Source organism: Arthrobacter sp. Soil736 (assembly GCF_001428005.1).
Lineage (GTDB): Bacteria > Actinomycetota > Actinomycetes > Actinomycetales > Micrococcaceae > Arthrobacter.
Genome location: NZ_LMSB01000012.1, coordinates 246,465 through 269,716, shown reverse-complemented (window position 1 = coordinate 269,716; position 23,252 = coordinate 246,465). Strand labels below are relative to the sequence as shown.

At 67.4% G+C, this 23,252-nt stretch carries 25 protein-coding genes; 12 read left to right on the top strand and 13 right to left on the bottom strand.

Annotated features, from left to right (window positions below; all coding sequences use genetic code 11):
- Window positions 1-4 precede the first annotated feature (4 nt).
- Both pepN and ASG92_RS09620 read left to right on the top strand, forming a co-directional pair.
- The gene (gene pepN, locus ASG92_RS09625; protein ID WP_056627160.1) at window positions 5-2,668 is read left to right on the top strand and encodes an aminopeptidase N; all 2,664 of its coding nucleotides are present in this window, start codon (window positions 5-7) and stop codon (window positions 2,666-2,668) included.
- Between the two features lie 11 nt (window positions 2,669-2,679).
- Window positions 2,680-3,417 (top strand): VOC family protein, encoded by a 738-nt coding sequence (locus ASG92_RS09620; protein WP_056627158.1) that lies wholly within the window; start codon window positions 2,680-2,682, stop codon window positions 3,415-3,417.
- A gap of 53 nt (window positions 3,418-3,470) precedes the next feature.
- Here the strand turns inward: ASG92_RS09620 and ASG92_RS09615 are convergent, their stop codons facing one another.
- The 5 genes from ASG92_RS09615 to ASG92_RS09595 form a co-directional block, all read right to left on the bottom strand.
- Window positions 3,471-4,565 (bottom strand): biotin/lipoate A/B protein ligase family protein, encoded by a 1,095-nt coding sequence (locus tag ASG92_RS09615; protein ID WP_200951928.1) that lies wholly within the window; start codon window positions 4,563-4,565, stop codon window positions 3,471-3,473.
- 83 nt (window positions 4,566-4,648) lie between these two features.
- On the bottom strand, window positions 4,649-4,906 hold the full coding sequence (locus tag ASG92_RS09610) for a type B 50S ribosomal protein L31 (protein WP_028267311.1): 258 nt from the start codon (window positions 4,904-4,906) through the stop codon (window positions 4,649-4,651).
- A 143-nt stretch (window positions 4,907-5,049) separates the two neighbouring features.
- Window positions 5,050-5,859, bottom strand: a complete 810-nt coding sequence (locus tag ASG92_RS09605) for an RNA methyltransferase (protein WP_056627155.1) — start codon at window positions 5,857-5,859, stop codon at window positions 5,050-5,052.
- Window positions 5,860-5,866: 7 nt separating this feature from the next.
- Window positions 5,867-6,652, bottom strand: coding sequence for a sulfite exporter TauE/SafE family protein (locus ASG92_RS09600; protein WP_056627153.1), 786 nt, complete (start codon window positions 6,650-6,652; stop codon window positions 5,867-5,869).
- Between the two features lie 17 nt (window positions 6,653-6,669).
- A complete protein-coding gene (locus ASG92_RS09595) occupies window positions 6,670-7,455 on the bottom strand; it encodes an ABC transporter ATP-binding protein (RefSeq protein WP_056627150.1) in 786 nt (261 codons plus the stop codon).
- 145 nt (window positions 7,456-7,600) lie between these two features.
- On the opposite strand from ASG92_RS09595, the gene serB reads away from it, so the two are divergent.
- Entirely contained in the window at window positions 7,601-8,506 is a 906-nt protein-coding gene (gene serB, locus ASG92_RS09590) for a phosphoserine phosphatase SerB (RefSeq protein WP_056627148.1), read from the top strand.
- Between the two features lie 39 nt (window positions 8,507-8,545).
- Here the strand turns inward: serB and ASG92_RS09585 are convergent, their stop codons facing one another.
- The 3 genes from ASG92_RS09585 to ASG92_RS09575 all read right to left on the bottom strand — a co-directional run bounded on the left by ASG92_RS09585 (window position 8,546) and on the right by ASG92_RS09575 (window position 11,829).
- Window positions 8,546-9,391: a VOC family protein gene (locus ASG92_RS09585; protein ID WP_056627435.1), complete on the bottom strand. Its 846-nt coding sequence runs from the start codon at window positions 9,389-9,391 to the stop codon at window positions 8,546-8,548.
- A 159-nt stretch (window positions 9,392-9,550) separates the two neighbouring features.
- Entirely contained in the window at window positions 9,551-10,303 is a 753-nt protein-coding gene (locus ASG92_RS09580) for an SDR family oxidoreductase (RefSeq protein ID WP_056627146.1), read from the bottom strand.
- Window positions 10,304-10,416: 113 nt separating this feature from the next.
- Window positions 10,417-11,829: a PLP-dependent aminotransferase family protein gene (locus ASG92_RS09575; protein WP_056627143.1), complete on the bottom strand. Its 1,413-nt coding sequence runs from the start codon at window positions 11,827-11,829 to the stop codon at window positions 10,417-10,419.
- On the opposite strand from ASG92_RS09575, the gene ASG92_RS09570 reads away from it, so the two are divergent.
- A complete protein-coding gene (locus tag ASG92_RS09570; RefSeq protein WP_056627140.1) occupies window positions 11,828-12,769 on the top strand; it encodes a DMT family transporter in 942 nt (313 codons plus the stop codon). The two genes, ASG92_RS09575 and ASG92_RS09570, sit on opposite strands and share 2 nt — an antisense overlap.
- Before the next feature lie 45 nt (window positions 12,770-12,814).
- Window positions 12,815-13,486 (top strand): FMN-binding negative transcriptional regulator, encoded by a 672-nt coding sequence (locus ASG92_RS09565; protein ID WP_056627138.1) that lies wholly within the window; start codon window positions 12,815-12,817, stop codon window positions 13,484-13,486.
- Here the strand turns inward: ASG92_RS09565 and fabG are convergent.
- A complete protein-coding gene (gene fabG, locus ASG92_RS09560; RefSeq protein WP_056627136.1) occupies window positions 13,449-14,174 on the bottom strand; it encodes a 3-oxoacyl-ACP reductase FabG in 726 nt (241 codons plus the stop codon). The genes ASG92_RS09565 and fabG overlap by 38 nt on opposite strands.
- A gap of 168 nt (window positions 14,175-14,342) precedes the next feature.
- On the opposite strand from fabG, the gene ASG92_RS09555 reads away from it, so the two are divergent.
- From ASG92_RS09555 to ASG92_RS09540, 4 genes are read left to right on the top strand one after another with little or no spacing between them, the layout of a single operon-like run.
- Window positions 14,343-14,762 (top strand): DUF3099 domain-containing protein, encoded by a 420-nt coding sequence (locus ASG92_RS09555; RefSeq protein WP_200951926.1) that lies wholly within the window; start codon window positions 14,343-14,345, stop codon window positions 14,760-14,762.
- Complete coding sequence (locus ASG92_RS09550; RefSeq protein WP_056627107.1) at window positions 14,759-15,022, top strand: hypothetical protein; 264 nt, start codon at window positions 14,759-14,761, stop codon at window positions 15,020-15,022. Before ASG92_RS09555 ends, ASG92_RS09550 begins: the two co-directional genes overlap by 4 nt.
- Complete coding sequence (locus ASG92_RS09545) at window positions 15,023-15,901, top strand: SURF1 family protein (RefSeq protein WP_056627105.1); 879 nt, start codon at window positions 15,023-15,025, stop codon at window positions 15,899-15,901.
- Window positions 15,885-16,385: a YbaK/EbsC family protein gene (locus ASG92_RS09540; RefSeq protein ID WP_056627103.1), complete on the top strand. Its 501-nt coding sequence runs from the start codon at window positions 15,885-15,887 to the stop codon at window positions 16,383-16,385. The genes ASG92_RS09545 and ASG92_RS09540 overlap by 17 nt, the downstream gene beginning before the upstream one ends.
- Before the next feature lie 231 nt (window positions 16,386-16,616).
- On the opposite strand, the gene ASG92_RS09535 is transcribed toward ASG92_RS09540, so the two are convergent.
- Window positions 16,617-18,215 carry an ABC-F family ATP-binding cassette domain-containing protein gene (locus ASG92_RS09535; RefSeq protein WP_056627101.1) on the bottom strand — a complete coding sequence of 533 codons (1,599 nt, stop codon included), beginning with the start codon at window positions 18,213-18,215 and terminating at the stop codon, window positions 16,617-16,619.
- Between the two features lie 324 nt (window positions 18,216-18,539).
- On the opposite strand from ASG92_RS09535, the gene ASG92_RS09530 reads away from it, so the two are divergent.
- From ASG92_RS09530 to ASG92_RS09520, 3 genes are read left to right on the top strand one after another with little or no spacing between them, the layout of a single operon-like run.
- The gene (locus ASG92_RS09530) at window positions 18,540-19,238 is read left to right on the top strand and encodes a biotin transporter BioY (RefSeq protein ID WP_056627099.1); all 699 of its coding nucleotides are present in this window, start codon (window positions 18,540-18,542) and stop codon (window positions 19,236-19,238) included.
- Entirely contained in the window at window positions 19,235-20,002 is a 768-nt protein-coding gene (locus tag ASG92_RS09525; protein ID WP_056627098.1) for an ABC transporter ATP-binding protein, read from the top strand. The genes ASG92_RS09530 and ASG92_RS09525 overlap by 4 nt, the downstream gene beginning before the upstream one ends.
- Entirely contained in the window at window positions 19,999-20,622 is a 624-nt protein-coding gene (locus ASG92_RS09520; protein WP_056627097.1) for an energy-coupling factor transporter transmembrane protein EcfT, read from the top strand. Before ASG92_RS09525 ends, ASG92_RS09520 begins: the two co-directional genes overlap by 4 nt.
- 22 nt (window positions 20,623-20,644) lie before the next feature.
- On the opposite strand, the gene ASG92_RS09515 is transcribed toward ASG92_RS09520, so the two are convergent.
- The 3 genes from ASG92_RS09515 to ASG92_RS09505 form a co-directional block, all read right to left on the bottom strand.
- On the bottom strand, window positions 20,645-21,208 hold the full coding sequence (locus ASG92_RS09515; protein WP_157372162.1) for a hypothetical protein: 564 nt from the start codon (window positions 21,206-21,208) through the stop codon (window positions 20,645-20,647).
- 86 nt (window positions 21,209-21,294) lie between these two features.
- Window positions 21,295-21,969: an HNH endonuclease family protein gene (locus ASG92_RS09510; protein ID WP_056627092.1), complete on the bottom strand. Its 675-nt coding sequence runs from the start codon at window positions 21,967-21,969 to the stop codon at window positions 21,295-21,297.
- A gap of 100 nt (window positions 21,970-22,069) precedes the next feature.
- Window positions 22,070-23,245: a thiolase family protein gene (locus ASG92_RS09505; RefSeq protein ID WP_056627433.1), complete on the bottom strand. Its 1,176-nt coding sequence runs from the start codon at window positions 23,243-23,245 to the stop codon at window positions 22,070-22,072.
- Window positions 23,246-23,252 lie beyond the last annotated feature (7 nt).

The following is a 23,252-nucleotide window of genomic DNA, read 5'->3' as shown; positions in this document are numbered from 1 at the left end:
CTGAGTGTCGAATGAGAACCTAAAGGCCAATGAAGCGGCAGCACGGTCGGCCCTGATCACCACGCACAGCTACGACGTCTCCCTCGACGTCCGCAGCGCCGCGGATCCGGACGTCTCCGGCTACCCCAGCCGAAGCACCATCGCGTTTTCGGCGAGCCAACCCGGCGCCTCGACCTTCATGGACTTCATTTGCCGTGACGTCGGCAGCGTGGTCCTCAACGGCACGGAACTGCCGGTCTCCGACGTCGTTGACGGGTCCCGGATCCGGCTGGACAACCTGCAGGCCGAGAACGAGGTGACCGTCACCGGGACAGCCCTGTACAGCAGTTCCGGCGAGGGCATGCACCGGTTCTTCGACCCGGCCGACGGCCAGTGCTACCTGTACACACAGTACGAGCCGGCGGACGCCCGGCGCGTGTTCGCCACCTTCGAGCAGCCGGACCTCAAGGCTCGGTTCACCTTCCACGTCACTGCCCCGTCCGGGTGGGAGGTCGCTTCCAACGGCACCGAGTCAGGGCGCTTCCCGCTGGACGATGACGCCGCGGCCAGCCGCTGGGAGTTCGCCCCGACCCTGCCGATGTCCACCTACATCACCACTGTCGTGGCGGGCCCGTACTTCAAGGCCCGGGACCACTGGAGCAAAACGCTCGACGACGGCACACGGCTTGACGTGCCCCTGGCCCTTTACTGCCGGGCGTCCATGGCGAAGTCGTTTGACACCGCCGAGCTGTTCAAGCTCACCAAACAGGGGCTCGAGTTCTTCAACGGGCTCTTCGACTTCCCGTATCCGTGGGGAAAGTATGACCAGGCCTTCGTCCCCGAATACAACCTGGGCGCCATGGAGAACCCCGGCCTGGTCACCTTCACGGAGAACTACGTCTTCACCTCACGGGCAGCCGACTCCCAGTACCAGGCACGCGCCAATACGCTGATGCACGAAATGGCCCACATGTGGTTCGGCGACCTCGTCACGATGCAGTGGTGGGATGACCTGTGGCTCAAGGAGTCCTTCGCTGACTACATGGGAACGCTCGGGGTGGACCGCGCCACGGACTGGGACACCGCCTGGGTCAACTTCGCGAACAACCGCAAGGCCTGGGCGTATGTCCAGGACCAGCTGCCCACCACCCACCCGATCGTCGCTGACGTCCCCGACCTCGAGGCCGCCAAACAGAACTTCGACGGCATCACCTACGCCAAGGGCGCGTCCGTCCTGAAGCAGCTCGTGGCATACGTCGGCTTCGACGCCTTCGTCGCGGGATCCCGGCAGTATTTCAGGGACCACCAGTACGGCAACACCACCTTGGCGGAGCTGCTCAGCGCCCTCAGCGCATCGTCCGGAAGGGACCTCGCCGTGTGGGCGCGGCAGTGGCTCCAGACGTCCGGCATTTCGACGCTGAGCGTCGAGCTGGAGGCCAGCGGTGACGTGCTGGACAGGGTGACCCTGCTGCAGGACACGCCGGACCCCGCCTCCGGCCGGCAGGAGCTGCGTCCGCACCGCCTGCGGATCGGGCTGTACAACTTCGACACCGGCGGCATGCTGGTCCGCACCGCTTCGGTTGAGACGGATCTGTCCGGGGCGGCGGAGGAGGTTTCCGAACTGGCAGGCGTCGCCCGGCCTGCCCTGCTGCTGGTCAATGACGGGGACCTGAGCTACGCCAAGGTCCGGCTGGATTCCGGCTCCGAGGCCACCGTCCGTGCCTCGCTGGACAGGATCAGCGATCCCATGGCCCGTGCCCTGTGCTGGACTGCCCTGTGGAATTCGGCCAGGGACGGCGTCACGCCGGCGTCCCGCTACGTGGAGGCCGTCCGCAGCTTTGCCCCGGCCGAGACGGGCATCGGCGTGCTGCTGAACGTCCTCGGGAATGCCTCCACGGCCCTGGAACACTACGTGCCGGCCGACGAGCGTGACTCTTTGCGGGAAGAGTTTGTGTCCGCGGCGGCCGCGGAGCTGCACAGGGCCGCGCCCGGCTCCGACCAGCAGCTCGCGTGGGCCAGGACCCTCGCCACGCTCAGCCGCACGGACGCCAGCCAGCTGGCGCTGCTCCGCGGCATGCTGGACGGCACGGCCGCTGTGCCCGGCCTCGCCGTGGACGCGGAACTCCGGTGGAGCCTGTGGCATGCGCTCGCGGCGCACGGCATGGCGGGCGAGGCCGAACTCGACGCCGAGCTGGAGCGGGACACCACCGCGTCGGGCCGCGCAGGCCACGCCACTGCCCTCGCCGCCAGGCCGGACGCCGCTGTCAAGGCTGCCGCCTGGGATGCGGCGGTCCGGGGCACGGAACTGTCCAACCAGCTGCTCAGCGCCACCATCGCCGGCTTCAACACCGGCGCCGAGGACCTGCTGGATCCCTTCGTGGAGCCGTATTTCGGCTGCCTGGAAACGGTGTGGGCGGAACGGAGCATCGAGATCGCCAGCCGGATTGTCCGCGGGCTCTACCCCGCGTCCCGTGATCTGGCCCGGGCTGACGGTTCTCCGGAGGACCACCCGGTGGTCGCCCGCACTGACGCCTGGCTGGCGGCCCACCCTGACGCGCCGCGGGCGCTGCGCCGGATCATCATCGAGCAGCGGAGCCACCTGCACCGCGCACTCACGGCGCAGTCCGCATCCCTGGCCGGCCTGCGTAGCTCGGGCGTGCCTCCCATATCGGGTATTACCTGGGTATAGTGTCGGGCGGTATGGCACTGCGACTTGTTCAGGTGAATTTCAAGGCTCGGGATGACGCCGCCCTCGGCCGGTTTTGGGCGGAGGCGCTCGGCTGGGGTGTTTCCAGCGAGGGACCCGGGGTGACCAATGTTGAACCCCTGGGCTTCGCCTGGCCGGACCCCACCGCGGTGTGCGTCGATGTCGTCACCGTCCCGGACCCCGAGACAGTGAAGTACCGCGCGCACCTCGATCTGGCCACCACCTCCTTGGCCCATCAGGCGGAACTGGTCGCGCGCCTGTTGGAGCTCGGCGCGTCGCCTGCGGACGTGGGCCAGGGTGATGTGCCGTGGACGGTCCTGGCCGACCCGGAGGGCAATGTGTTCTGCGTGCTGGAGCCGCGACCGATCTACCGGGACACCGGGCCGATCGCCACGGTGGTGGTCAACTGCGCGGATCCGCGGGCCATGGCCCGGTTCTGGGGCGAGGCTACGGACTGGACCCTGCACGAGGTGACCGACGATCATGCGAGGCTGCGTTCGGCCAAGGGTGTGGGGCCGTATCTGGAATTGCTTCGCACGTCCGGCGAGGAGACCGTGTGGAACCGTGTCCATCTCGACCTGATGCCGTACCCCGGTGATGATCAAGCGGCAGAGGTGGCCCGGCTGCGGGCTCTGGGCGCCACTGACGCCGACGTCGGCCAGGGCAATGTGCCATGGGTGTGCCTAGCCGACCCGGAGGGCAACGAGTTCTGCGTCCTCACCCCGGGCTGACGCAGAGCCCCGGCTCCTAAACGCGCGTCCAGGCGATGCCTAGTCCGGCACGCCTACGGCACGCGGTACAGCCACTCGTGCGTGCCGAACTTGGACGCCACCCGCTGCCGGGCCGTTTCCAGTTCCGCGCCGGTGAGCTCCGACGGCGTGGCGCCGTACCTGCCGGCGAACACGTCCATCATGGCCGATACGATCTCTGTCCGTGCCAGTCCGGTCTGGCGCCGCAGCGGATCAACCCTTTTCTTGGCGCTGGCCGTTCCCTTGTCCGAGAGCTTTTCCTTGCCGATCCGGAGCACCTCCACCATCTTGTCGGCGTCGATGTCATAGCTCATGGTCACGTGGTGGAGCATGCCGCCGTTGGCCAGCCGCTTCTGCGCGGCGCCGCCGATCTTCCCCTGGTCGGTGGCGATGTCATTGAGCGGCACGTAGAACGCGTCGATGCCGAGCTGCTTCAGCGCGGCCATCACCCATGCGTCCAGGAACGCGTAGGAGTCCGCGAAGCTGATGCCGTCCACGAGGGTCTGCGGCAGGTAGAGGGAGTAGGTGATGCAGTTCCCGGCCTCCATGAACATCGCTCCCCCGCCGCTGATGCGCCGGACCACCGTGATCCCGTGCCGTGCCACGCCGTCGGGATACACCTCGTTGCGGACCGACTGGAAGCTGCCGATTATCACGGACGGTTCCTCCCAGTCCCAGAAGCGCAGCGTGGGATTGCGGCGGCCTGCGCCGACCTCTTCGGTGAGGACCTCATCCAGCGCCACGTTCAGGTGCGTCGGCAAGACGGTGGGCCCGATGATGTTCCAGTCGTGGTCGCTCCAGTGGGTTGCCTTGGACAGCGCCCTGCGCACCGCCACGGCCACGGCGTCCGCGGAGAAGCCGAAGAGCACGGCTTCGGCCGGAAGGGACGCCTCCACGGCGGCGGCGATCTCGGCCGCCGTCGAGCCTTCCGGGAGTCCCTCGAGGGCGGAGTTGATGTCCAGCAGCGCCTCATCGGGCTCGAGGAAGAAGTCTCCGCTCAGGGAGACGTCAGCGAAGGCGCCGTCAACGACGTCGAGATCCACCACGACGAGCTTGCCGCCCGGGACCTTGTACTCGCCGTGCAGGCGCGGGGCGTCACTGTCGTTTACGTCAAGCGGCGTGCCAGTCATGAGTTCCATCCTGCCCCACGAACGCAAAAAGCCCGCACCGTTGCCGGTGCGGGCTTTTCCAAAGAACCTTGGGGAGAAGTAAGTTACTTCTTGCCGCCGAAGCCCTTGAAGCGAGCGTTGAAGCGCTCGACGCGGCCTGCAGAGTCCATGATGCGCTGCTTGCCCGTGTAGAACGGGTGGGACTCGGAGGAGATTTCGACGTCGATGACCGGGTAGGTGTTGCCGTCTTCCCACTCGATGGTCTTCTTGGAAGACACGGTGGACTTGGTCAGGAACTTGACGCCGGAAGCCAGGTCGTTGAAAACAACAGCTTCGTACTTCGGGTGGATATCAGACTTCATAGTGGGACCTTTGTTCGCAGCGCTGGATTTTGCCAGCTGCCAGGTATGAATGGGATGGCCGCTGTCCGCATCAAAAGCAAGCAAAAGACGCAGGGCAGCCAGCTATCAATAATAGCGGATCCGGGGCCGGGTGACGAACGCCGTCACGTCCGCGGCCGCAGCTCCCAGAACGCCACGGCGGACGCCGCCGCCACGTTCAGCGAGTCGACCCCGGCGCGCATCGGGATCTTCACGGCGAGGTCGACGGCGGCCAGCGTCTCCGCACTCATGCCGGCACCTTCCGTCCCCAGCACCAGCGCGAGCCTGTCCGGATTCCGCGCGGCCAGATCGTCGAGGTCCACGGCGTCCCCGGTGAGCTCCATGGCCGCCACGGTAAATCCCTGGTCCCGGAGGACGGCAAGGTCCCCGGGCCAGGACTCCAGCCGCGCCCACGGCACCTGGAAAACGGTGCCCATGCTGACGCGGACGCTGCGCCGGTACAGCGGATCACCGCAGCGCGGCGACACGAGGACGGCGTCGACGCCGAGGGCTGCCGCCGAGCGGAAGATGGCCCCGACGTTGGTGTGGTCCACGATGTCTTCAAGGACCGCCACCCTGCGGGCCCCGGCCAGCAGCTCGGGAAGCGGAACCGGCGCGGGCCGGTGCATGGCGGCCATCGCCCCGCGGTGCAGGTGAAAGCCGGTGATCTCCTCGAGGAGGCCGGCACTGCCGATGTAGGCAGGCACGTCCGGGTACTGCTCAAAAATATCGGCCAGGTCCGGAAGCCACTTTTCCGCGAGGAAAAACGACCGCGGCCGGTGGCCCGCGGCCAGCGCCCGCCGGAGCACCCGGGAGGACTCGGCGATGTACATGCCCTCGGCCGGTTCGCGGAGCTTGCGCAGGTGAACGTCGGTCAGCTGCGTGTAATCGGAGACCCGCGGATCGGCGGCGGATTCAAGATAGTGGAATGTCACCGGCCGATTATTTCAGCAGATTCGCGATCATGAAGCCGAGCGCCACCAGCCCGAGGGCAAAGATGACGCCCCGCAGCACCGGCGGCGAGAGCCTGCGGCCCACCTTGGAGCCGACGAGGCCGCCGATGAGCGAGCTGACCGCGATGATGGCCACCACGGTCCAGTTGATCCGGCCGAACGCGAACAGCAGGTAGGACGTCGCCGCGATGAGGTTGACGCCGAGAACCAGGATGTTCTTCATGGCATTGGCGTTCTGGATGGTGCCGGTCATGAAGATGCCGAGGATGGCGACCAGCAGAATCCCCTGGGCGGCGACAAAATAACCGCCGTAGACGCCGGCCAGGAAGACGAGGACCACGAGGAGGACGCTGTGGTGCTTGTCCCGGAGAGCATGCTCCGGGTTCTCTTCGCGGTTGCGCACCCAGCGCTGCAGCCGGGGCTGGAAGACCACCATGAGCAGCGCAAGGACGATCAGCACCGGCGCCGCGTAGTGGAACACTTTTTCGGGGAGGTGGAGAAGCAGCCACGCTCCGGATATGCCGCCGAGGAGGGAAGCCGGGAGCAGCCTCAGAAGTTGCCTGCCGCGGCCTTTCAGCTCGCGGCGGTATCCCCAGGCGCCGGCCGCTCCTCCGGCCACCAGGCCCATGGCGTTGCTCATTGACGCCGTGACCGGCGCGAGCCCCAGGGCGATCAGCACCGGGAAGGTGACCAGTGTGCCGGATCCGACCACGCTGTTGATGGTGCCGGCCCACAGGCCGGCGAAGAACACAAGAATGCCGCTGAAAAACTCCACGCTGTGCCGGCGCCCCGTTAGCGGCGGGCGGTGGCGGTGTAACGGCCGGAGTTGACGGAGACCTCGAGCGGCAGGCCGAAGGTCGCGCTGAGGTTCCCGGAAGTGAGGACCTCTTCGACGGGTCCGGCGGCCACGACGCCGCCGTCGCGCATGAGCATCGCGTGCGTGAAGCCCGGCGGGACTTCCTCAAGGTGGTGGGTGACGAGCACGATCGCGGGAGCGGTGTCGTCGAGGGCCAGCTGGCTGAGGCGGTGCACGAGGTCCTCGCGGCCGCCAAGGTCAAGCCCGGCGGCGGGCTCGTCCAGCAGGAGCAGCTCGGGGTCGGTCATGAGGGCCCTGGCGATCTGGACGCGCTTGCGCTCACCCTCGGAAAGTGAGGCGAACGGGCGGTTCAGCAGCGGGCCCATGCCCCATTCATTCAGCAGGGCGAACGCCCGGCGTTCGTCGTCCTTCTCGTAACCCTCGCGCCAGCGGCCGGTCACGCCATAGGCGGCGGTGACAACGACGTTGAGGACCTTCTCCTGCTCGGGGATCTGGTTGGCGAGTGCCGCCGAGGAGAGTCCGATCCGCGGCCGCAGCTCGAAGACGTCCACGGAGCCGAGGATTTCCTCCAGGATGCCTGCCATGCCGCTCGTGGGATGGAGCCTGGCGGCAGCGATCTGGAGCAGAGTGGTCTTGCCGGCGCCGTTGGGTCCGAGGATTACCCACCGCTCGCCTTCCTTGACCTGCCAGTCAACCTTGCTCAGGAGCGTTTTGGCTCCGCGGACAACGCTGACGGCGGCCATTTCAAGAACATCACTCATAGAAGTAGACACTAGGACAAAACGGGGTGCGACTGATAACTGAAGCGCTGTCCCCGCCGGTGCGTCATCCAGTGCGCCGCCGGCCCGGCGCCGGCCCGGCGAAACGAATTCGGGCGGCACCGCTGCGCTGGCTAAGATTGCAGCCATGAGTTCGAACGTGACCGCGGTCAGCTACGGCGTGAAATTGTCCCCTTCGGAACCGGAAAGCCTCCGGTCCCTGCTGGCCGGTTCCGGCGCGACATTCGGAGCTGCCTCGAGCAGCGGCGACGGCCGCTATGACGTCTGCACCGTTGATTTTTCGGTGCCGTCCGGATCTGTGGCTGATATTGCCGGGCTGCGGCACCGCGTTGCCGCGGCGAAAGAGGACGCCGGACGGGCGGGTGTTGATACCGCCATCGTGCCGGCGGAGCTGCGGAAGGCCGAACGCAAATTCCTTATCATGGACGTGGACTCCACCCTGATCCAGCAGGAGGTCATCGAACTTCTCGCCGCCTATGCCGGAAAGCGCGATGAAGTGGCTGCCGTCACGGAAGCCGCCATGCGCGGCGAGCTGGACTTCGCCCAGAGCCTGCACGCACGGGTGGCGGTCCTCGCGGGGCTGCCGGCCGCCGTCGTCGACTCCGTTCGGACTGAAGTGAAGCTCAGCGAGGGAGCCGCGGAGCTGGTCGCGGCGTTCAAGGCCGCCGGCCATGTGGTGGCCGTGGTGTCGGGCGGCTTCAACCAGATCCTCCGCCCCATCGCCGAGGATCTAGGCCTGGATTACTGGATCGCCAACGAGCTCGAAATTGTCGACGGCGCGCTGACCGGCAAGGTGCTCGGCGCTGTGATCGACCGCGCGGCGAAGGAGAAGTACCTGCGCGAATGGGCCGCCGCCGAAGGTATCGCCATGGAGCACACCATTGCCGTGGGCGACGGCGCCAACGATCTCGACATGCTCGGCGCGGCCGGAATCGGGGTGGCGTTCAACGCCAAGCCCGCGGTGCGTGCCGTGGCCGACGCCGCCGTCAACATGCCCTACCTCGACGCCGTGCGGCACATCGCCGGCGTCTGAACCTGGTCGTTTCGGCCGGTTTGATTCAGCCGGGTCGATTCAGCCGGTCGGTGGCGTGAACTGGCTCGCGGTGAATACCGCTCCTCCGGGATCCCGGATCAGGACGGTGCGCGTCCACTCGGTATCGTCCTGCCCCAGGATGCGGGCGCCCAGGCGCTCTGCGTCCTTGGCCGTGCTGTCCCGGTCCGCGACCGTGAACGTCACGTGCCACTGCGGGCGCTCACCGGGCGCCGCCGGGACAAGCCAGGCGACGGCGTCCTCGAAGCCTCGGGGCACGGCGTCCCCCGACTGGCGAACCCTGATGTTGGGGTCGACAGTGGCCTCCAGGTGATCACCATATCCGGGGCGTCGGATCATTGTTCCGAAGTCCAGGTGGTCGAACTGCCAGTCGAATGCCCTGGTGTAGAAGGCGGCAGCTGCCTCGGTGTCTGTTGTGTGGAGGTCACTGAAGTTCCATCCGCCTGGCACGTTGACCGCCTGCGCCCCGGGCCGCTCCCGGGCCTGCCAGATCCGGAACTCGGCGCCTTCGGGATCCGCCAGCACCGCCTGAACGCCTCCGTTGCCTGCGTCGGCGGGAGCCGACTTCAGGGTTGCGCCGACCTTGAGCAGGTGGCGCGCGGCAGCATCCGCGTCCTCCACGGAGACGTAGGTGTGCCACGCGGGGACGCCGGTTCCGGGGCCCGCGATCGCGCCGGCCTCCTGGCCGTCAAGCTTGGCTATCACGTACCGGCCGGCCGCGCCGGACGGGGCTGCGTCCTCGAACTCCCATCCGAAGAGTCCGCCGTAGAAGTCGATGGCGGCCTCCACGTCGGGCTGCAGGGTATCCACCCAACAGGGAACACCTGACGGATAGGTCCGGCGGGTCACCTCTCGCTGCTGTTCCATGAATAGAACCGTAAACGGCTCGGCCGCCATGGACAACGCCCTCGACGTGCAGGTTGGCTTCGCGACAGACAAGAGCTCCGGGCAGGGGTGCTGCCCGGAGCTCGTCGTGATGGGTTTTGTCGCCTGGACGACCGGCCCTCTAAGGGATGCCGGGAATCGCTATTCGGCGCTCTTGCCGAAGTAGTCGGAGCCGCCGGCGTACTCCGTGTGGCCGGACTCGACGTCTGCGGTGGCCATGCTGGCAACCACTTCGGCGAACTCCGCCACGGAATACAGCTTGCCGGCCTCGGCGCGGCGGGCCTCGATGGCGCCCGGGTTGGAACGGTCCAGCAGCGTTGCCGTGACCGTGCCTTCGATCATGTCGCCGGACACGACGACCAGCGAGATGCCCTTGTCCGCCAGGTTCGGCAGGAGCCCGCGGAGGGCGTCCTCGCCAGCACGCTTGCTGCGGGCCACGGGCTCGTACTCCGGCATGGTGGGCACCGAGTTGATGAAGTGGGCCTGGTGGCTGGTGACGAACACCACGCGGGAGCCCGCCTTCATGAGCGGCACGGCGGCGTTGAGCATGTTGACCTGCGCGTCCCGGTTCAGCTTGAGGGCATATCCCTCTTCCATGCCCGATTCCATGCCGCCCGAGGCGTTGAGCACCAGGACGTCCAGGGACCCGAAGTTCTCCATGGCGGCGCCCGCCAGGGCCTGCACTCCCTCGTCCGTGGTCAGGTCAGCACCAACCGCCACTGCGCGGCCGCCCGCGGCCTCGACGTCGGCCACCACCTTGTTGGCGCGCGGCGCCTTCTGGCGGTAGTTGACGACGACGGCGGCACCCTCGCCGGCGAGGATCTTGGCCACTTCGGCGCCGATTCCCCGCGAGGATCCGGTCACGATGGCCGTCTTGTTGTCCAGCAGTCCCATATGAGCTCCTTTTGTTCCAAACGTCTAAATCACTGTAGGTCTGAAGTCCATCATGCCAGCGGAAAAGCCCGATCCGCTTGTCGGAACGCGACAAAGAAGGCCGGGGCAGCTAGTTAGCGGCTGTTGCGCTCGAGCACCGCGCCGAGGATCCGCGCCCCTTCCGGGAACGCGCCCGGGTTTGGCCCGGCGTAGTTTAGCCGGATGAAGGGTCCTGCGGGTTCGGCCGGGAACCAATCTGTGCCGGCGGCGATGATCACCCCTGCGGTTTCGCAGTCGCGGACGAGCCGTTCGAGGTCGGTCCCGTCGGGCAGGCGTGCCCAGAGGTTCAGCCCTCCCTTGGGCACGTGGGTGATGTGGGCCTGCGGCGCGTGCTGCCGCAGGCTGGTCACCAGGAGGTCCCGGCGCGCTTGGAGCTGAAGGCGGAGGCCGCGCAGGTGCGTCTGCCAGCCGGGCTGGGTGACGACGTCGAGTGCTGCCGCCTGAAGGAGGCCGCTCACATACATCGTCTCGGCACCGCGGTCGGCCAGAATACGCTCGCGTGCCGGGCCGCGGGCGATGACTGCGGCTATGCGGATGGCCGGGGAGACGCTCTTGGTCAGTGACCGAAGGTAGACAACATGGCCGGAATCGTCGTGGGCTGCAACGGGAACCGGAGCGGTGGTGATGCCAAAGTCGTGCGCCCAGTCGTCCTCAACAAGGAATGCTCCGTTCATGCGGACAACGTCCAGGACTTGCTCGCCCCGCCCTGGTGCCCATTGCGCTCCGGTGGGGTTTGCATAGTTCGGCTGTGCGTAGAACATCCGTGCACCGGTTTCTTCGAAGGCCCGGGACAGCTCCTGCGGATCGGGACCGTCGGGGCCGCTGGGTACCGGAACGACGCGTACACCGGCCTGGGCAGCCGCCAGGATGGCTCCCCAGTAGGTCGGGGACTCCATGAGCAGGGACTGCCCCCGGCCGACCAGTGCGCTGAAAATGGAGCTCAGTCCGCTTTGGCTTCCGGGAAGCACGATGACGTCACTCGGGGTTGGCGGGGTGATGCCGACCGGGGTCGAGGTGCCGAGTTCGTGCGCGAACCAGGACTGCAGTTCCGGCAGCCCTGCCGCAGGCGGACGGGATAAGGCAGCGTCCCCGCGGGCCGCCCGGGTGAGCGCGGCCCGCACCAGGCGCTCCGGCAGGAGTTCCCGGTCCGGGTAGCCCGAGTGGAACGCGATGACGTCGTTAGGTGCGCTCCGCATCGCGGCGGAGGCCGGGCGAAGAGGTGCCTGCGGCGAACCGAGGGCCGCCGTCTGCCAGCCGTAGTCGGACGGGCGCGCGGTCCGCACGGCCCGGACGAAGGTCCCGACGCCGGGCCGGCTCTCGATCAGCCCCTGCGTTGTCAGGGTCTGCAGGGCCTTTTGCACCGTGACGGGGCTGGCCTGGTACTCGGCAACCAGTGACCGCGTGGACGGCAACCTGGCTCCGGGGGCGGCCCCGGCGATCCACTCCCGGAGTCGCATCGCAATCCTCGAACTGCTATCGTTGTTCATGAGAGACAATAGTAGCGCTACTACCCTTATTCGCCCAGCGATACCGTCGCGGCAGGCCAGCGGCCTCTGGTGGGGCCTCCTCGGAGTAGCGGCCTTCTCGTTCACCGTTCCGTTCACACGAGTGGCTGTAGCCGGCCTGTCGCCGTTGTTCATCGGATCCGCGCGCGCCGTCCTGGCCGCTGTGCTGGCGGCCTTCGCCCTCGCGCTCACCCGGCAGCGCCTTCCCCGGGGAGTGCAATGGGTGCGGCTGGCCGTGGTGGCCGGAGGGATCGTCGTCGGCTTCCCGCTGCTCACGTCCTATGCGCTCACCACCGCGCCCGCCAGCCACGGCGCCGTCGTCATCGCCCTGCTCCCGGCCGCGACGGCAACCGCCGCCGTTGTCCGCGGGCGCGAGCGTCCGCGGACAGCTTTCTGGATTGCGACGGCCGTCGGCGCCCTGGCGGCGATCCTCTTCGCCTTCGCACAGTCCGGTGGCTTGGGGCAGTTGCACTGGGCGGACCTGCTGCTCCTCGGCGCGGTCGGGGCCGCGGCCGTCGGATACGCCGAAGGGGGCCTGCTCGCACGCGAGCTCGGCGCATGGCAGACCGTGTCCTGGGCTCTAGTGCTCGCATCGCCGCTGATGGTGTTCCTGACAGCACTCTCCACGGCGGAGCAACCGCTGTCCGGCACGCCGGTGCAGTGGGCTGCCTTGGCCTACCTCGGCGTCGTCAGCGCGTTCCTCGGATTCTTTGCCTGGTACCACGGCCTCGCCATTGGCCCCATGGCCCAGGTAAGCCAGATCCAGCTTGTCCAGCCCGTCCTGAGCATCTGCTGGGCCGGACTGCTGCTGGGCGAGGCCCTGACCTGGAGCACCATTGTCGGCGGCCTGGCGGTCATCCTCTGCGCCGGCGCCGCGGTCCGCGTGCGACTCAACCCGCCGGCCGGGAAGCGCAATACCTGACGATCGCCGGACTAACAGAATTCTTCATCCAGCAAAGGAAACCCCATGTACACCCCAGAGCACTTCGCAGTCCACCCCGATGCGGTCCAGGACCTCCTGAAGATGCCGGCGGCGGCCAACCTCATCACCGCAACCCCGCAAGGGATCCTCGCCACGATGCTGCCCTTTGTCTACGACCCCTCGGTCGGCGAACACGGCGCGCTGCAGGGGCACCTCGCCCGCAACAACCCGCAGTGGTCAGAACCTGCGATGGGCGAATCACTCGTCATCGTCCAGGGCGGCGATGCCTACATTTCGCCGTCATGGTACGCGTCGAAGGCAGCGCACGGACGAGTCGTGCCGACCTGGAACTACTCCACCGCGCATGTTTACGGAAAGCTCGCCGTCCATGACGACCCCGACTGGCTCAGCCGGCACGTAAGGCGGCTGACCGACCTCCACGAAGCAGGATTCGAGCAGCCGTGGGCCGTGGACGACGCGCCGGAGCGCTACATTTCGGGCCAGCTGCGCGCCATCGTGGGCGTCGAACTGCTCATCACGCGGATCGAAGCCAAGAACAAACTCAGCCAGAACCGGCCCGACGCCGACGTCGACGGCGTGGTGGCAGGACTTGCCGCCCGAGGGGAGGCACAAGTTGCCGCCGACGTGGCGCGGGCGAAACAGGCAAAGTCAATGGGGGTCAGTGGCCCATGCCCAGTCCGCCGTCGACCGGAATGACGGCACCGGAGATGTAGGCGGCCTCGTCGCTGGAGATCCAGCGGACCACGTTGGCCACCTCGGAGGCATCGGCGAAGCGGCCGGCGGGCACCTTGGACAGGTAGTCCTTCTGCGTGGCTTCCGGGAGCTCGGCGGTCATGTCGGTGTTGATGAATCCCGGTGCCACCACGTTGGCGGTGATACCGCGCGAGCCCAGTTCACGGGTGAGTGACCGTGCGATGCCTACGAGCCCGGCCTTGGAGGCGGAGTAGTTGATCTGCCCCGGCGCGCCGTAAAGGCCGGAGACGGACGAGATGAGCACCACGCGGCCCTTGCGCAGCCGGATCATGCCCTTGGAGGCCCGCTTGATGACCCGGAACGCTCCGGTGAGGTTCGTGTCGATCACCGAGGTGAAATCGTCCTCGCTCATGCGCAGCAGGAGGGTGTCCTTGGTGATGCCCGCATTGGCCACCAGCACCTCGACGGGACCGTGGGCGGCCTCCACTTCTGTGAACGCCGCGTCAACGGACGCCTCGTCGGTGACGTCGGCCTTGACCCCGAGGATGCCTTCAGGCAGCTGCGATTCGCTCCGGTACGTCACGGCCACCTTGTCCCCGTTGGCCAGGAAAGCCTCCGCAATGGCCAGGCCGATGCCGCGGTTACCGCCGGTGATGAGGACGCTGCGGGCCGTGGTTGCTGCTTCAGACATGAGTGCTCCGGAATTCCGCGAAGCCTGGCTCCGCTGTGATGGCTGGATTTTTACTGCCTCCGATCTTAGCGCCCGTTTGGGGCGCTCCCCCGGATGGTGAGAGAATTGGGGTAGCTATTGGAGCGTGATGAGACAGCCGTGATACCTGAACAACAGCCCGGACAGCCGATGCCCGAGAAGCGTGACGCCGCATCCGGTCATCCGGAGGTACACAGCATCACGGACGCAGCTGCAGCGCATTCCGAAGACATAAGGGAGCGCATGATCAAGTACGCCGTGGCAATGGGAATCCGCATGGTCTGCCTGATTCTGATCTTCGTGGTGGATGGCTGGCTAAAGCTTGTTGCAGTGGCCGGGGCTCTTTTCCTGCCGTGGATTGCCGTGGTGATCGCCAACGGCTCCGACAAAGCCGAGATCCACAGCGACTCGCTCCTCGACTACACTCCGTACGCTGAACTGGAAGCAGCTGATGGCCCTGGGGCCGGGGAGGCGGAGGGCTCCGGGTATCCCGAAGACCAACCGACGGTGCTCCAGGGCGAACTGATCAGCGATGAAGACGACGACGACCGGGGACAGAAAGCTTCATGAACCTTTTCAACCTGGGCGGCGGAACCGGCGAGACAGCCGGGCCGGCGTCCGCAGCTATGTGCTCGCGCAAGGCCTGCCGGGCAGGTGCGTCGTGGCAGCTGCTCTGGAACAACCCGAAGATCCACACGCCGGAGCGCCGGAAGGTGTGGCTCGCGTGCGGCGAGCACAAGGAATGGCTGGAGGATTACCTCCAGACGCGGGGACTGTGGAAGGAAACCGTCCCGCTCGAGGCCACACCAGCGACCGGCGGGAACGGCTGAATGTACCGTTTCCTGTTCTCGAGCAAATGGCTCGGGTATCTCCTGCTGGCCGCAATCTTTGCCACCGGATGTGTCTTCCTGGGCCGCTGGCAGATGGACCGGCGCGCAGAAACGCTCGCCGAGATCCAGCGTGTCACGTCCAACTATTCGGCCGCGCCAATCAGCTTTGCCGACGCCAGGGACGACTTCCGGCAGCTCAACCCGGACCGTGAATGGACTCAGGTGGAACTCCGGGGCAGCTACGATATGACGGGACAGCGGATTGTGCGCAACCGTCCGCTCAACGGCCAGCCAGGCTACGAGGTGGTGGTCCCCTTCAGGCTCGTCTCAGGCGAAACTGTGGTCATTGACCGCGGCTGGCTGCCCATCGGCAACAACAACCCGGGCCGGCCGGATTCCATTCCGGCCCCGCCTACCGGACAGATCACCGCGGTTGTCCGGCTTAAGCACGGCGAACCCGCCCTGCAGCGCGGGGCTCCCGACGGCCAGCTCGCCTCCATCGACTTGCCTGCGTACTCCGCGCAGCTGGGCTACCCGCTCCTGACGGGAGCCTACGGGCAGCTCGCCTCCGAGACGCCGCCCGCTGCAGACATGCCGCAGGCGTTCCCCATGCCGTCCGTTGAAGAGGGGACGCACCTGTCCTATTCACTCCAGTGGTTCGCCTTCGGCATCCTGATGTTTGTCGGATTCGGCTACGCCGCCCGCCAGCAGGCTCGGAACGCCGCCATCGACGCCGCGGACGCGGAAGCAGCGGTCTCCGGCGGTGCGCCCTCCGGCGCCGGTGCGGGAGCCCGCCGTCGTCCGCCGGCAGCGCGAAAGCGCAAGCACCCCACGGCGGAAGAAGAGGAAGACGCGATCCTGGATGCCCAGGGCTACTGACGACAGGAGTACGGACATCCTTCCCGATCCCGTGGCTAACGTAAGGCGCGCCCTGACCGAAGCCGGTGCCCGCGACACCGTCACCGTCTTGACGGACAAGGTCCCGACGGCGGCTGCCGCGGCAGCCGCGCTCGGCTGCGACGTCGCGGCCATCACCAACAGCCTGGTGTTCGAACTCGACGGCGCTCCCCTGCTGATCCTGGCCAGCGGCGCCGCGAAAGTGGACGTTCGATTGGTTGCCTCGCGCCTGGGCGCCGGCAAAATCCGCCGCGCCGCTCCGGACTTCGTCCTGCACCACACAGGCCAGGAAGTAGGAGGCGTGGCCCCGGTAGGCCACCCGGAAAAGATCAGGACCCTCCTGGACGAATCCCTGAAAAGCCACGATCTCCTCTGGGCAGGAGCCGGAGACCACAACTCGATGTTCTCCATCACCTACGAAGACCTGCAAAGGATCACCGAAGCCAAAGAGATGAACGTCCGCTAAGCGCAAGTGACAAGCGCACAATCGAAGCAGCGCAGGTGACAACCGCACGTGACAAAGGGCACGAGCGCAGCAGCATCGTGATTAAGGCGCCGTAATCACCGAGCGCAGCAGCGCGGGTGATTTGTGTAGCGTGCGTCAAAGGCGAGGTACGAGCCAGCACGCGGCAAATTACGCGCGCTGCGGAGCGGACGCTACCACGGGAACGACCGGCAGGCGCGGAAGAGACGAGGCTTAAGCCAGCGTAATCAGGTCCAGGTAGTCTTCGTTCCAGTGGTCCTCGACACCATCAGGCAGCAGCACAACGCGCTCCGGATTCAAAGCCTCGACGGCACCTTCGTCGTGGCTGACCAGGACAACGGCACCGGCGTAGTTCCGTAGTGCCCCGAGGATTTCGGCGCGGCTGGCGGGGTCCAGGTTGTTGGTGGGCTCGTCGAGCAGGAGCACGTTGGCGCTGGAGGCCACGATGGTGGCCAGCGCCAGTCGGGTCTTCTCGCCGCCGGAGAGCACCCCGGCCGGCTTGTCGACGTCGTCGCCGGAGAACAGGAACGAGCCCAGGATGCCGCGCACCTCGGCGTCCTTCATGTCGGGAGCGGAGGAACGCATGTTCTCCAGGACGGTGCGGTTGACGTCGAGCGTTTCGTGTTCCTGGGCGTAGTAGCCCACCTTCAGGCCGTGGCCGGGGATGACTTCGCCGGTATCGGGCTTGTCCACGCCGGCGAGCATGCGCAGGAGGGTGGTCTTGCCGGCTCCGTTGAGGCCCAGGATGACCACCTTGGACCCGCGGTCGATGGCCAGGTCCACATCGGTGAAGATTTCGAGTGAGCCGTAGGACTTGCTGAGCCCATCCGCGGTGAGCGGGGTCTTGCCGCAGGGCGACGGGTCGGGGAAGCGGAGGGCGGCCACGCGGTCGTTTTCGCGCACTGCCTCCAGCCCGCTGAGCAGCCGTTCGGCGCGCTTGGCCATGTTCTGCGCGGCAACCGCCTTGGTGGCCTTGGCGCGCATCTTGTTGGCCTGGTCGAACAGGACCTGGGCTTTCTTTTCGGCGTTGGCGCGTTCCCGCTTGCGCGCGCGTTCGTCTGTTTCGCGCTGCGTCAGGTAGCGCTTCCAGTCCATGTTGTAGAAGTCGATCTGGGCGCGGTTGGCGTCCAGTAGGAACACCTTGTTGACGGTGGCTTCGAGCAGTTCGGTATCGTGGCTGATCACGATCAGTCCGCCCTGGTGGTTCTTGAGGAAGTCACGCAGCCAGGCGATGGAATCGGCGTCGAGGTGGTTGGTGGGCTCATCGAGGAGCATGGTCTCGGCGTCCGAGTACAGTATGCGGGCGAGCTCCACACGCCGCCGCTGGCCACCGGACAAGGTCTTGAGCGGCTGGTTCAGCAGGCGGTCCGGCAGGGCGAGGTTCGAGCAGATGGCTGCGGCCTCGGCTTCGGCAGCGTAGCCGCCGGCGGCCAGGAATTCTGATTCGAGCCGGTCGTAGCGGTTCATCGCCTTGCGCTGGACAGCGGCATCCTCGCTCGCCATCTCTTCGTGGGCGACACGGAGCTTGCCGACGGCGACGTCCAGGCCTCGGACGGAGAGGATCCGGTCCCGCGCGAGTTGCTCCATGTCCGGGGTGCGGGGGTCCTGCGGCAGGTACCCGATCTCGCCGGTGCGGGTCACCTTGCCGGCCGCCGGAAGGCCCTCGCCCGCAAGAACGCGGGTGAGGGTGGTCTTTCCTGCACCGTTGCGGCCCACGAGGCCGATCTTGTCTCCCTTGTCGATCCGGAAGCTCACCTGGTCCATGAGCAGCCGGGCGCCGGCGCGCAGTTCAAGATCCTGGACGGTAATCAAAGCAGGTAAGGCCTTTCACAACAGGGAACGCCGCGGCACAGCGGATGGAAACTGGTGGGTGCCGGGGCGGTGCGGCCGGGAGAACGGCCCCTACAAGTCTACCGGCCGCAGCAAGGCTCCATAACCGGCCGCAGCAAGGCTCCATAACCGGACGTTGCGGGAGCCGTCGCCGGCCATTCGTGCCGGGCGCATCGCCGCCATTTGTGCCGTGCGCTCAGCCTCGGCGGACCGGTCTTGTAGGACAACGACAAAATGGCCGCATCCTCCGGCCAGTAACGTCGACATCAGCCGATAATTGTTTGTACCCCTCCGACAGGACCTCCCATGACCCAGACCCATTCAGCCAACACCGGCCAGCAAGCCAAACGCCGCCGCTGGAACGCCACCGACCTCGGACTCATCGCAGTCTTCGCCGCTCTCGTAGCCGGCTCGGCCCTCGTTGCGGCGATCCCCGTGGGCGGGCTGGGCGTCCCCATCACGCTGCAGACCCTCGCCGTGATCCTGACCGGGCTGGCGCTCGGACCGGGCCGGGCCTTCGCGGCCGTCGGTCTTCACACGCTGCTCGGCCTCGCCGGCCTCCCTGTCTTCAGCGGAGGCCGCAGCGGGCTGGGCATCCTGGCCGGCCCGTCCGCCGGCTACATCATTGCGTTCCCCCTTGCTGCAGCAGCGGTCGGCTGGCTCGCCGCCGTCGTCATCCGCCGGACCCTGAAGTACCGGGGCGTGTTCCTCTTCGCTGCCGCGATGGTCACCAGCATCGTGGTGATTCACGGGCTCGGTGTGCTCGGCATGATGGTCAACGCCAAGCTTGACCTGTCCAAGGCCTTCCTCGCAGACCTCGCCTACTACCCCGGCGACATCATCAAGAACGTCCTGGCCGTCACTGTCGCCCTCGCCCTGCACAAGGCGTTCCCGGACCTGCTGGTCCGACGTGTCCGGCCGCTGGGCGCACCGGGCAAGGCAGCTTCGGGCCAGGCAGCTTCGGACCCGCAGGTTCCCGGCCAGCAGGCCACACCGCAGCAGTGAGCACCGTCTCCCTCAGCGACGTTGAGGTCCGGGTGGCCGTCGACGGCCTCCCGGACCCCAAGGTCCTGCTCCAGGACGTGACACTCAGCCTGACGGAGCAGCGGATCGGCGTGATCGGCGCCAACGGTTCCGGCAAGTCCACGCTCCTGCGCCTGCTCAACGGGCTCGTGGCGCCGACTGGCGGGACGGTCACTGTCAACGGCTCGGATACCGTCCGGAACATGAGGGCCGTCCGGCAGCAGGTGGGCTTTGTCTTCACCGATCCCCTGTCCCAGCTGGTCATGCCCACGGGCCGCGAGGACGTCGAACTGTCCCTGCGGCGCTCCGTGCGCAACGGCCCGGAGCGCCGCCGCCAGGCCGACGCCGCACTGGACCGCTTCGGCCTGCTCCACCTGGCGGACCAGAGCATCTACGAGCTCTCGGGCGGGGAACGGCAACTCCTTGCCCTGGCCGCTGTGCTGGCGGTGGAACCCGACGTGCTGGTCCTCGACGAGCCGTCCACGCTGCTGGACCTCCGGAACCGCGAACTGCTGCGCCGCACGCTGGCGGGCCTCCGCCAGCAGATCGTCATGTCAACCCACGACCTTGAGCTTGCCCTCGACATGGACCGCGTCCTGGTGGTCGAGTCCGGCCGGATAGCGTACGACGGCGGTGCTGCCGCCGCCGTCGCGCACTACCGCGCCTTGTGCGCGAACAGCCTTGAGGTTCCTCGCGGCCGAAACGTGGCGAGCAGTGTTGACCCATCCGGCGAGGACGCCCGGTGAAGGGCAACGGCGTCCTCCTCGCCAACTACGTGCCGGGGACATCGGTGATCCACCGCATGCCGCTCTGGCTCAAGTTCCTGGTGGTGCTGGCCTGCGGCATGGCCTCATTCCTGATCGTGGACTGGCGCCTGGCCGCCGCAGCCCTTGCCCTGATGTGCACCCTGTTCCTGTTCAGCGGCGCGGGGCCGGCCCGGCTCTTCCGCGCCGTCCGGCCGCTGCTTCCCGTCCTGCTGGCCATCGGCCTGTTCCAGTGGTGGCAGCTCGGGGCGCCAACGGCAACACGCATCGTCCTGAACATCTTGCTCTGCGTGGTGGCGGCGTCGCTGTTGACAGCAACCACGCCGCTGCACCGGCTGCTCGACGGCGTGGTGTCCCTGGCCCGCCCCTTCCAGCGCTTCGGCGCCGACCCCGAGCGGTTCGCCCTCACCATCGCCATCATGCTGCGCAGCATCCCGTTCATCGCCGGGGCCTTCGAGGACGTCCGGGATTCGGCACGGGCCCGGGGGCTGGAACGCAACCCCCGCGCGCTGGTCCTGCCGGTCTTCATCACCACCGTGGCCTACGCCCGCCACACGGGCGACGCGCTGGCCGCGCGGGGCCTGGGCGAGCCGGACGACTGAGAGCCCGCTCGCGGGCGGCTAGCTAAGCCCGCGGTGCCGGACTGTTGCCCGGGCGCACAGCACTGTTGCCCGGGCGCGCAGCCAGGTACGTTCCGACGGTTGCCAGGACGGGAACGATCAGGAACACGAGTGCCTCGACGTGTGCGAGGCCGCCGGCGTTCAGGTAGGCGGTCATTCCGATCCACCAGCACAGCACCGCCACCAAACCGATGATGATCACCAGGAAGTCCCGCATCGCAGGATGCATTCCTGCTGTGTGGCTGGCCGAGCGGCCGGCCGGGCGCACGGGACGCTGGCGGTGGCGGCCTGAGACTGAATGCCTCCGGGCTTCGCGGCGGCGGGAGCCGCCCGGGCCTTCCAGGGCACGGCCTGTGCGGCGTCGCAGAGCGAGGTAGGTTCCCGCCGTTGCCAGGATAGGGGCGCCGAGGAACACAACGAGGCCGCTGGCGCTGGCCAACCCTCCGGTGTTGATGACAGCCGTCATGCCGATCCACCAGCACAGGCCGGTCGCGAAGCCACCGGTAATCAGAAGGAAGTCCCGCGGGCCCGGAAGATCGATTGTCTCGAGATTGTTTTGCTTCGTCACGATGACTCCCCGGAGGCCGTTACCCATGAACCCGTTGAAATGTCATCACAGCACGAATCAACCGGTTTGGCGAGACCTTTTCACGGTCAGGAGCAGGACCGCAGGACGTTGGCGATGGCGTCATGTTCGGGCTGGGTGACCCATAACCTGTACTTGGCCTTCACGGCTGTCTGACGGGCCACGTACTCGCACCGGAAAGGCTTGCTCGGGGGCAGCCAGGTGGCTGCGTCCTTGTCGGACTTGGCTGAGTTGGTGGGGCCGTCAGCGGCCATCAGGTTCAGTGGGTCGTTGGCGAGTTGCTTGCGCAGTTCGGCTCCGATCTTCTGGGCACCTTTCTGCCAGGCGTCGCTGAGGGGAACGATGTGATCAATCTGGACGGCTGAACTGGTCAGGTTGCCACGAACGAACTTGATGGTCGTCCCCGTGTACTTGTCTGACAGCGTGCCCGAAGCAACCACGCAGTTCCGTGTGCCGGGCTTGAACGTATCCCCGGTCAGGTCGCGGGCAAGAATGTCGTTCCGGGTATCGCATCCGTTGTGGTCCACGTCCGCCCATGCCGCGCCGAACTGATCGCGGCTGTACCCGGTCTTGGGTGCGCGGCCCTTCACCGGAATGGTGCCGAGTTGGGCAATGGCCACGGCTGCTGCTTCCGGCTTCAGCGCCCCGGGGGCGGCGGATGCGGCCGGGCTGCATCCGGCAAGTCCTCCGGCGAGAAGCAAAGCAGTGAGAATGATGAGCGTCTTGGTGGCAGGGCGTGAGATCGTCTTGTCCTTCGTGTGTACGGCGGCAACGACCAGAATAAACGCCTGCTCCCGCTTGCAGCGGCTGCACGCGCCGCCACGGGAAAGATTGATGGCCCGCCTACAGCCTGATGTACCGGAACAGGGCAGCCGTGCCCATGCCGCCGGCGATGCTGATCATGGCCAGGGCGAGTTTGGTCCGGTCCGGAGTCTGCCGGGCCTGCGCCAGCAGCCTCGTCACGAGGACGGCGCCCGAGGCCCCGTACGCATGACCGAGCGCCAAGGCACCGCCGTCGGCGTTGGCCCGCTCCGGCTCGATGCCGAGCCGGTCCAGGCAGGCGAGCGTCTGGGAGGCAAATGCCTCGTTGAACTCGACGAGATCCACGTCATCCGCCGCCACGGCCTGCGATGCGAGCAGGCGTCCTGCCGCCAAGGCCGCACCGATGCCAAGGAGCCGGGGCTCCACGCCGGCCGTGTCCGTCCCGAGGACCAGGAGCGCGTCCGGAACGCCCAGTTCCCGGGCGCGGGCCAGAGAGGTTACGACGACGGCGGCGGCGCCGTCTGCGTCGAAACAGGAGTTTCCGGCGGTGACCGTTCCGGATTCCGCGAAGGCTGCCGGGAACCTGCCCATCAGGGCTTCGGTGAGCCGAGGCCGGGGGCCGTCGTCCGCTGCCACCGTTCCCGATGCCGACGCCAGCGGAACAATTTCCCGGCTGAAGGCGCCGTCCGCGGCGGCGGCAACGGCCCGGCGGTGGCTCCGCAGGGCGAATTCGTCCTGCCGGGAGCGGCTGATGCCGAACTCGGCCGCCACGTTCTCTGCGGCCACCCCCATGTCCGGATCGCCCAGGCTGTGCGGCGCAAACTGGGCCCGGGCGAAAAAGGCGGGGTCGCCGTCGTCGTTCCGGTGCGCGCGCAGCGGTGCGGTGCTGATGCTTTCCACTCCCCCGGCCAGATACACGCCGCCGCCGCCCGCGGCGACGAGCCGGGACGCGAGGACGATGGCGTCCAGCCCGGAGCCGCACTGCCTATCCACCGTGAGTCCCGGGACTGTCACGGGAAGCCCGGCCTCGAGGGCCGCCAGCCGCGCCACATTCCCGCCGCCGCCCACGGCATTGCCGATCACGACGTCGGTCACTTCTGACGGCGCCGCACCGGTTTGGGCCAGGAGGGCATTGACCACGGGCGCGAGGAGCTCGTGGGCGCGGAGATGCTTGAGCTGGCCGTTGGCCCTGCAAATGGGCGTGCGCAGGGCGGCGATGATGACCGGCTGCCGCTCGGGGGGAAGGGTCTCCGGCATCTGCAAG

Bases quoted from the DNA above. Each gene is read 5' to 3' on its own strand.
- ASG92_RS09505 (WP_056627433.1), bottom strand. From the start codon at position 23,245: ATGCCGGAGACCCTTCCCCCCGAGCGGCAGCCGGTCATCATCGCCGCC.
- ASG92_RS09575 (WP_056627143.1), bottom strand. From the start codon at position 11,829: ATGAACAACGATAGCAGTTCGAGGATTGCGATGCGACTCCGGGAGTGG.
- serB (WP_056627148.1), top strand. From the start codon at position 7,601: ATGAGTTCGAACGTGACCGCGGTCAGCTACGGCGTGAAATTGTCCCCT.
- ASG92_RS09540 (WP_056627103.1), top strand. From the start codon at position 15,885: ATGCCCAGGGCTACTGACGACAGGAGTACGGACATCCTTCCCGATCCC.
- ASG92_RS09565 (WP_056627138.1), top strand. From the start codon at position 12,815: ATGTACACCCCAGAGCACTTCGCAGTCCACCCCGATGCGGTCCAGGAC.
- ASG92_RS09570 (WP_056627140.1), top strand. From the start codon at position 11,828: ATGAGAGACAATAGTAGCGCTACTACCCTTATTCGCCCAGCGATACCG.
- ASG92_RS09530 (WP_056627099.1), top strand. From the start codon at position 18,540: ATGACCCAGACCCATTCAGCCAACACCGGCCAGCAAGCCAAACGCCGC.
- fabG (WP_056627136.1), bottom strand. From the start codon at position 14,174: ATGTCTGAAGCAGCAACCACGGCCCGCAGCGTCCTCATCACCGGCGGT.
- ASG92_RS09595 (WP_056627150.1), bottom strand. From the start codon at position 7,455: ATGAGTGATGTTCTTGAAATGGCCGCCGTCAGCGTTGTCCGCGGAGCC.
- ASG92_RS09610 (WP_028267311.1), bottom strand. From the start codon at position 4,906: ATGAAGTCTGATATCCACCCGAAGTACGAAGCTGTTGTTTTCAACGAC.
- ASG92_RS09620 (WP_056627158.1), top strand. From the start codon at position 2,680: ATGGCACTGCGACTTGTTCAGGTGAATTTCAAGGCTCGGGATGACGCC.
- ASG92_RS09585 (WP_056627435.1), bottom strand. From the start codon at position 9,391: ATGGAACAGCAGCGAGAGGTGACCCGCCGGACCTATCCGTCAGGTGTT.
- ASG92_RS09550 (WP_056627107.1), top strand. From the start codon at position 14,759: ATGAACCTTTTCAACCTGGGCGGCGGAACCGGCGAGACAGCCGGGCCG.
- ASG92_RS09615 (WP_200951928.1), bottom strand. From the start codon at position 4,565: ATGACTGGCACGCCGCTTGACGTAAACGACAGTGACGCCCCGCGCCTG.
- ASG92_RS09580 (WP_056627146.1), bottom strand. From the start codon at position 10,303: ATGGGACTGCTGGACAACAAGACGGCCATCGTGACCGGATCCTCGCGG.
- ASG92_RS09555 (WP_200951926.1), top strand. From the start codon at position 14,343: ATGCCCGAGAAGCGTGACGCCGCATCCGGTCATCCGGAGGTACACAGC.
- ASG92_RS09545 (WP_056627105.1), top strand. From the start codon at position 15,023: ATGTACCGTTTCCTGTTCTCGAGCAAATGGCTCGGGTATCTCCTGCTG.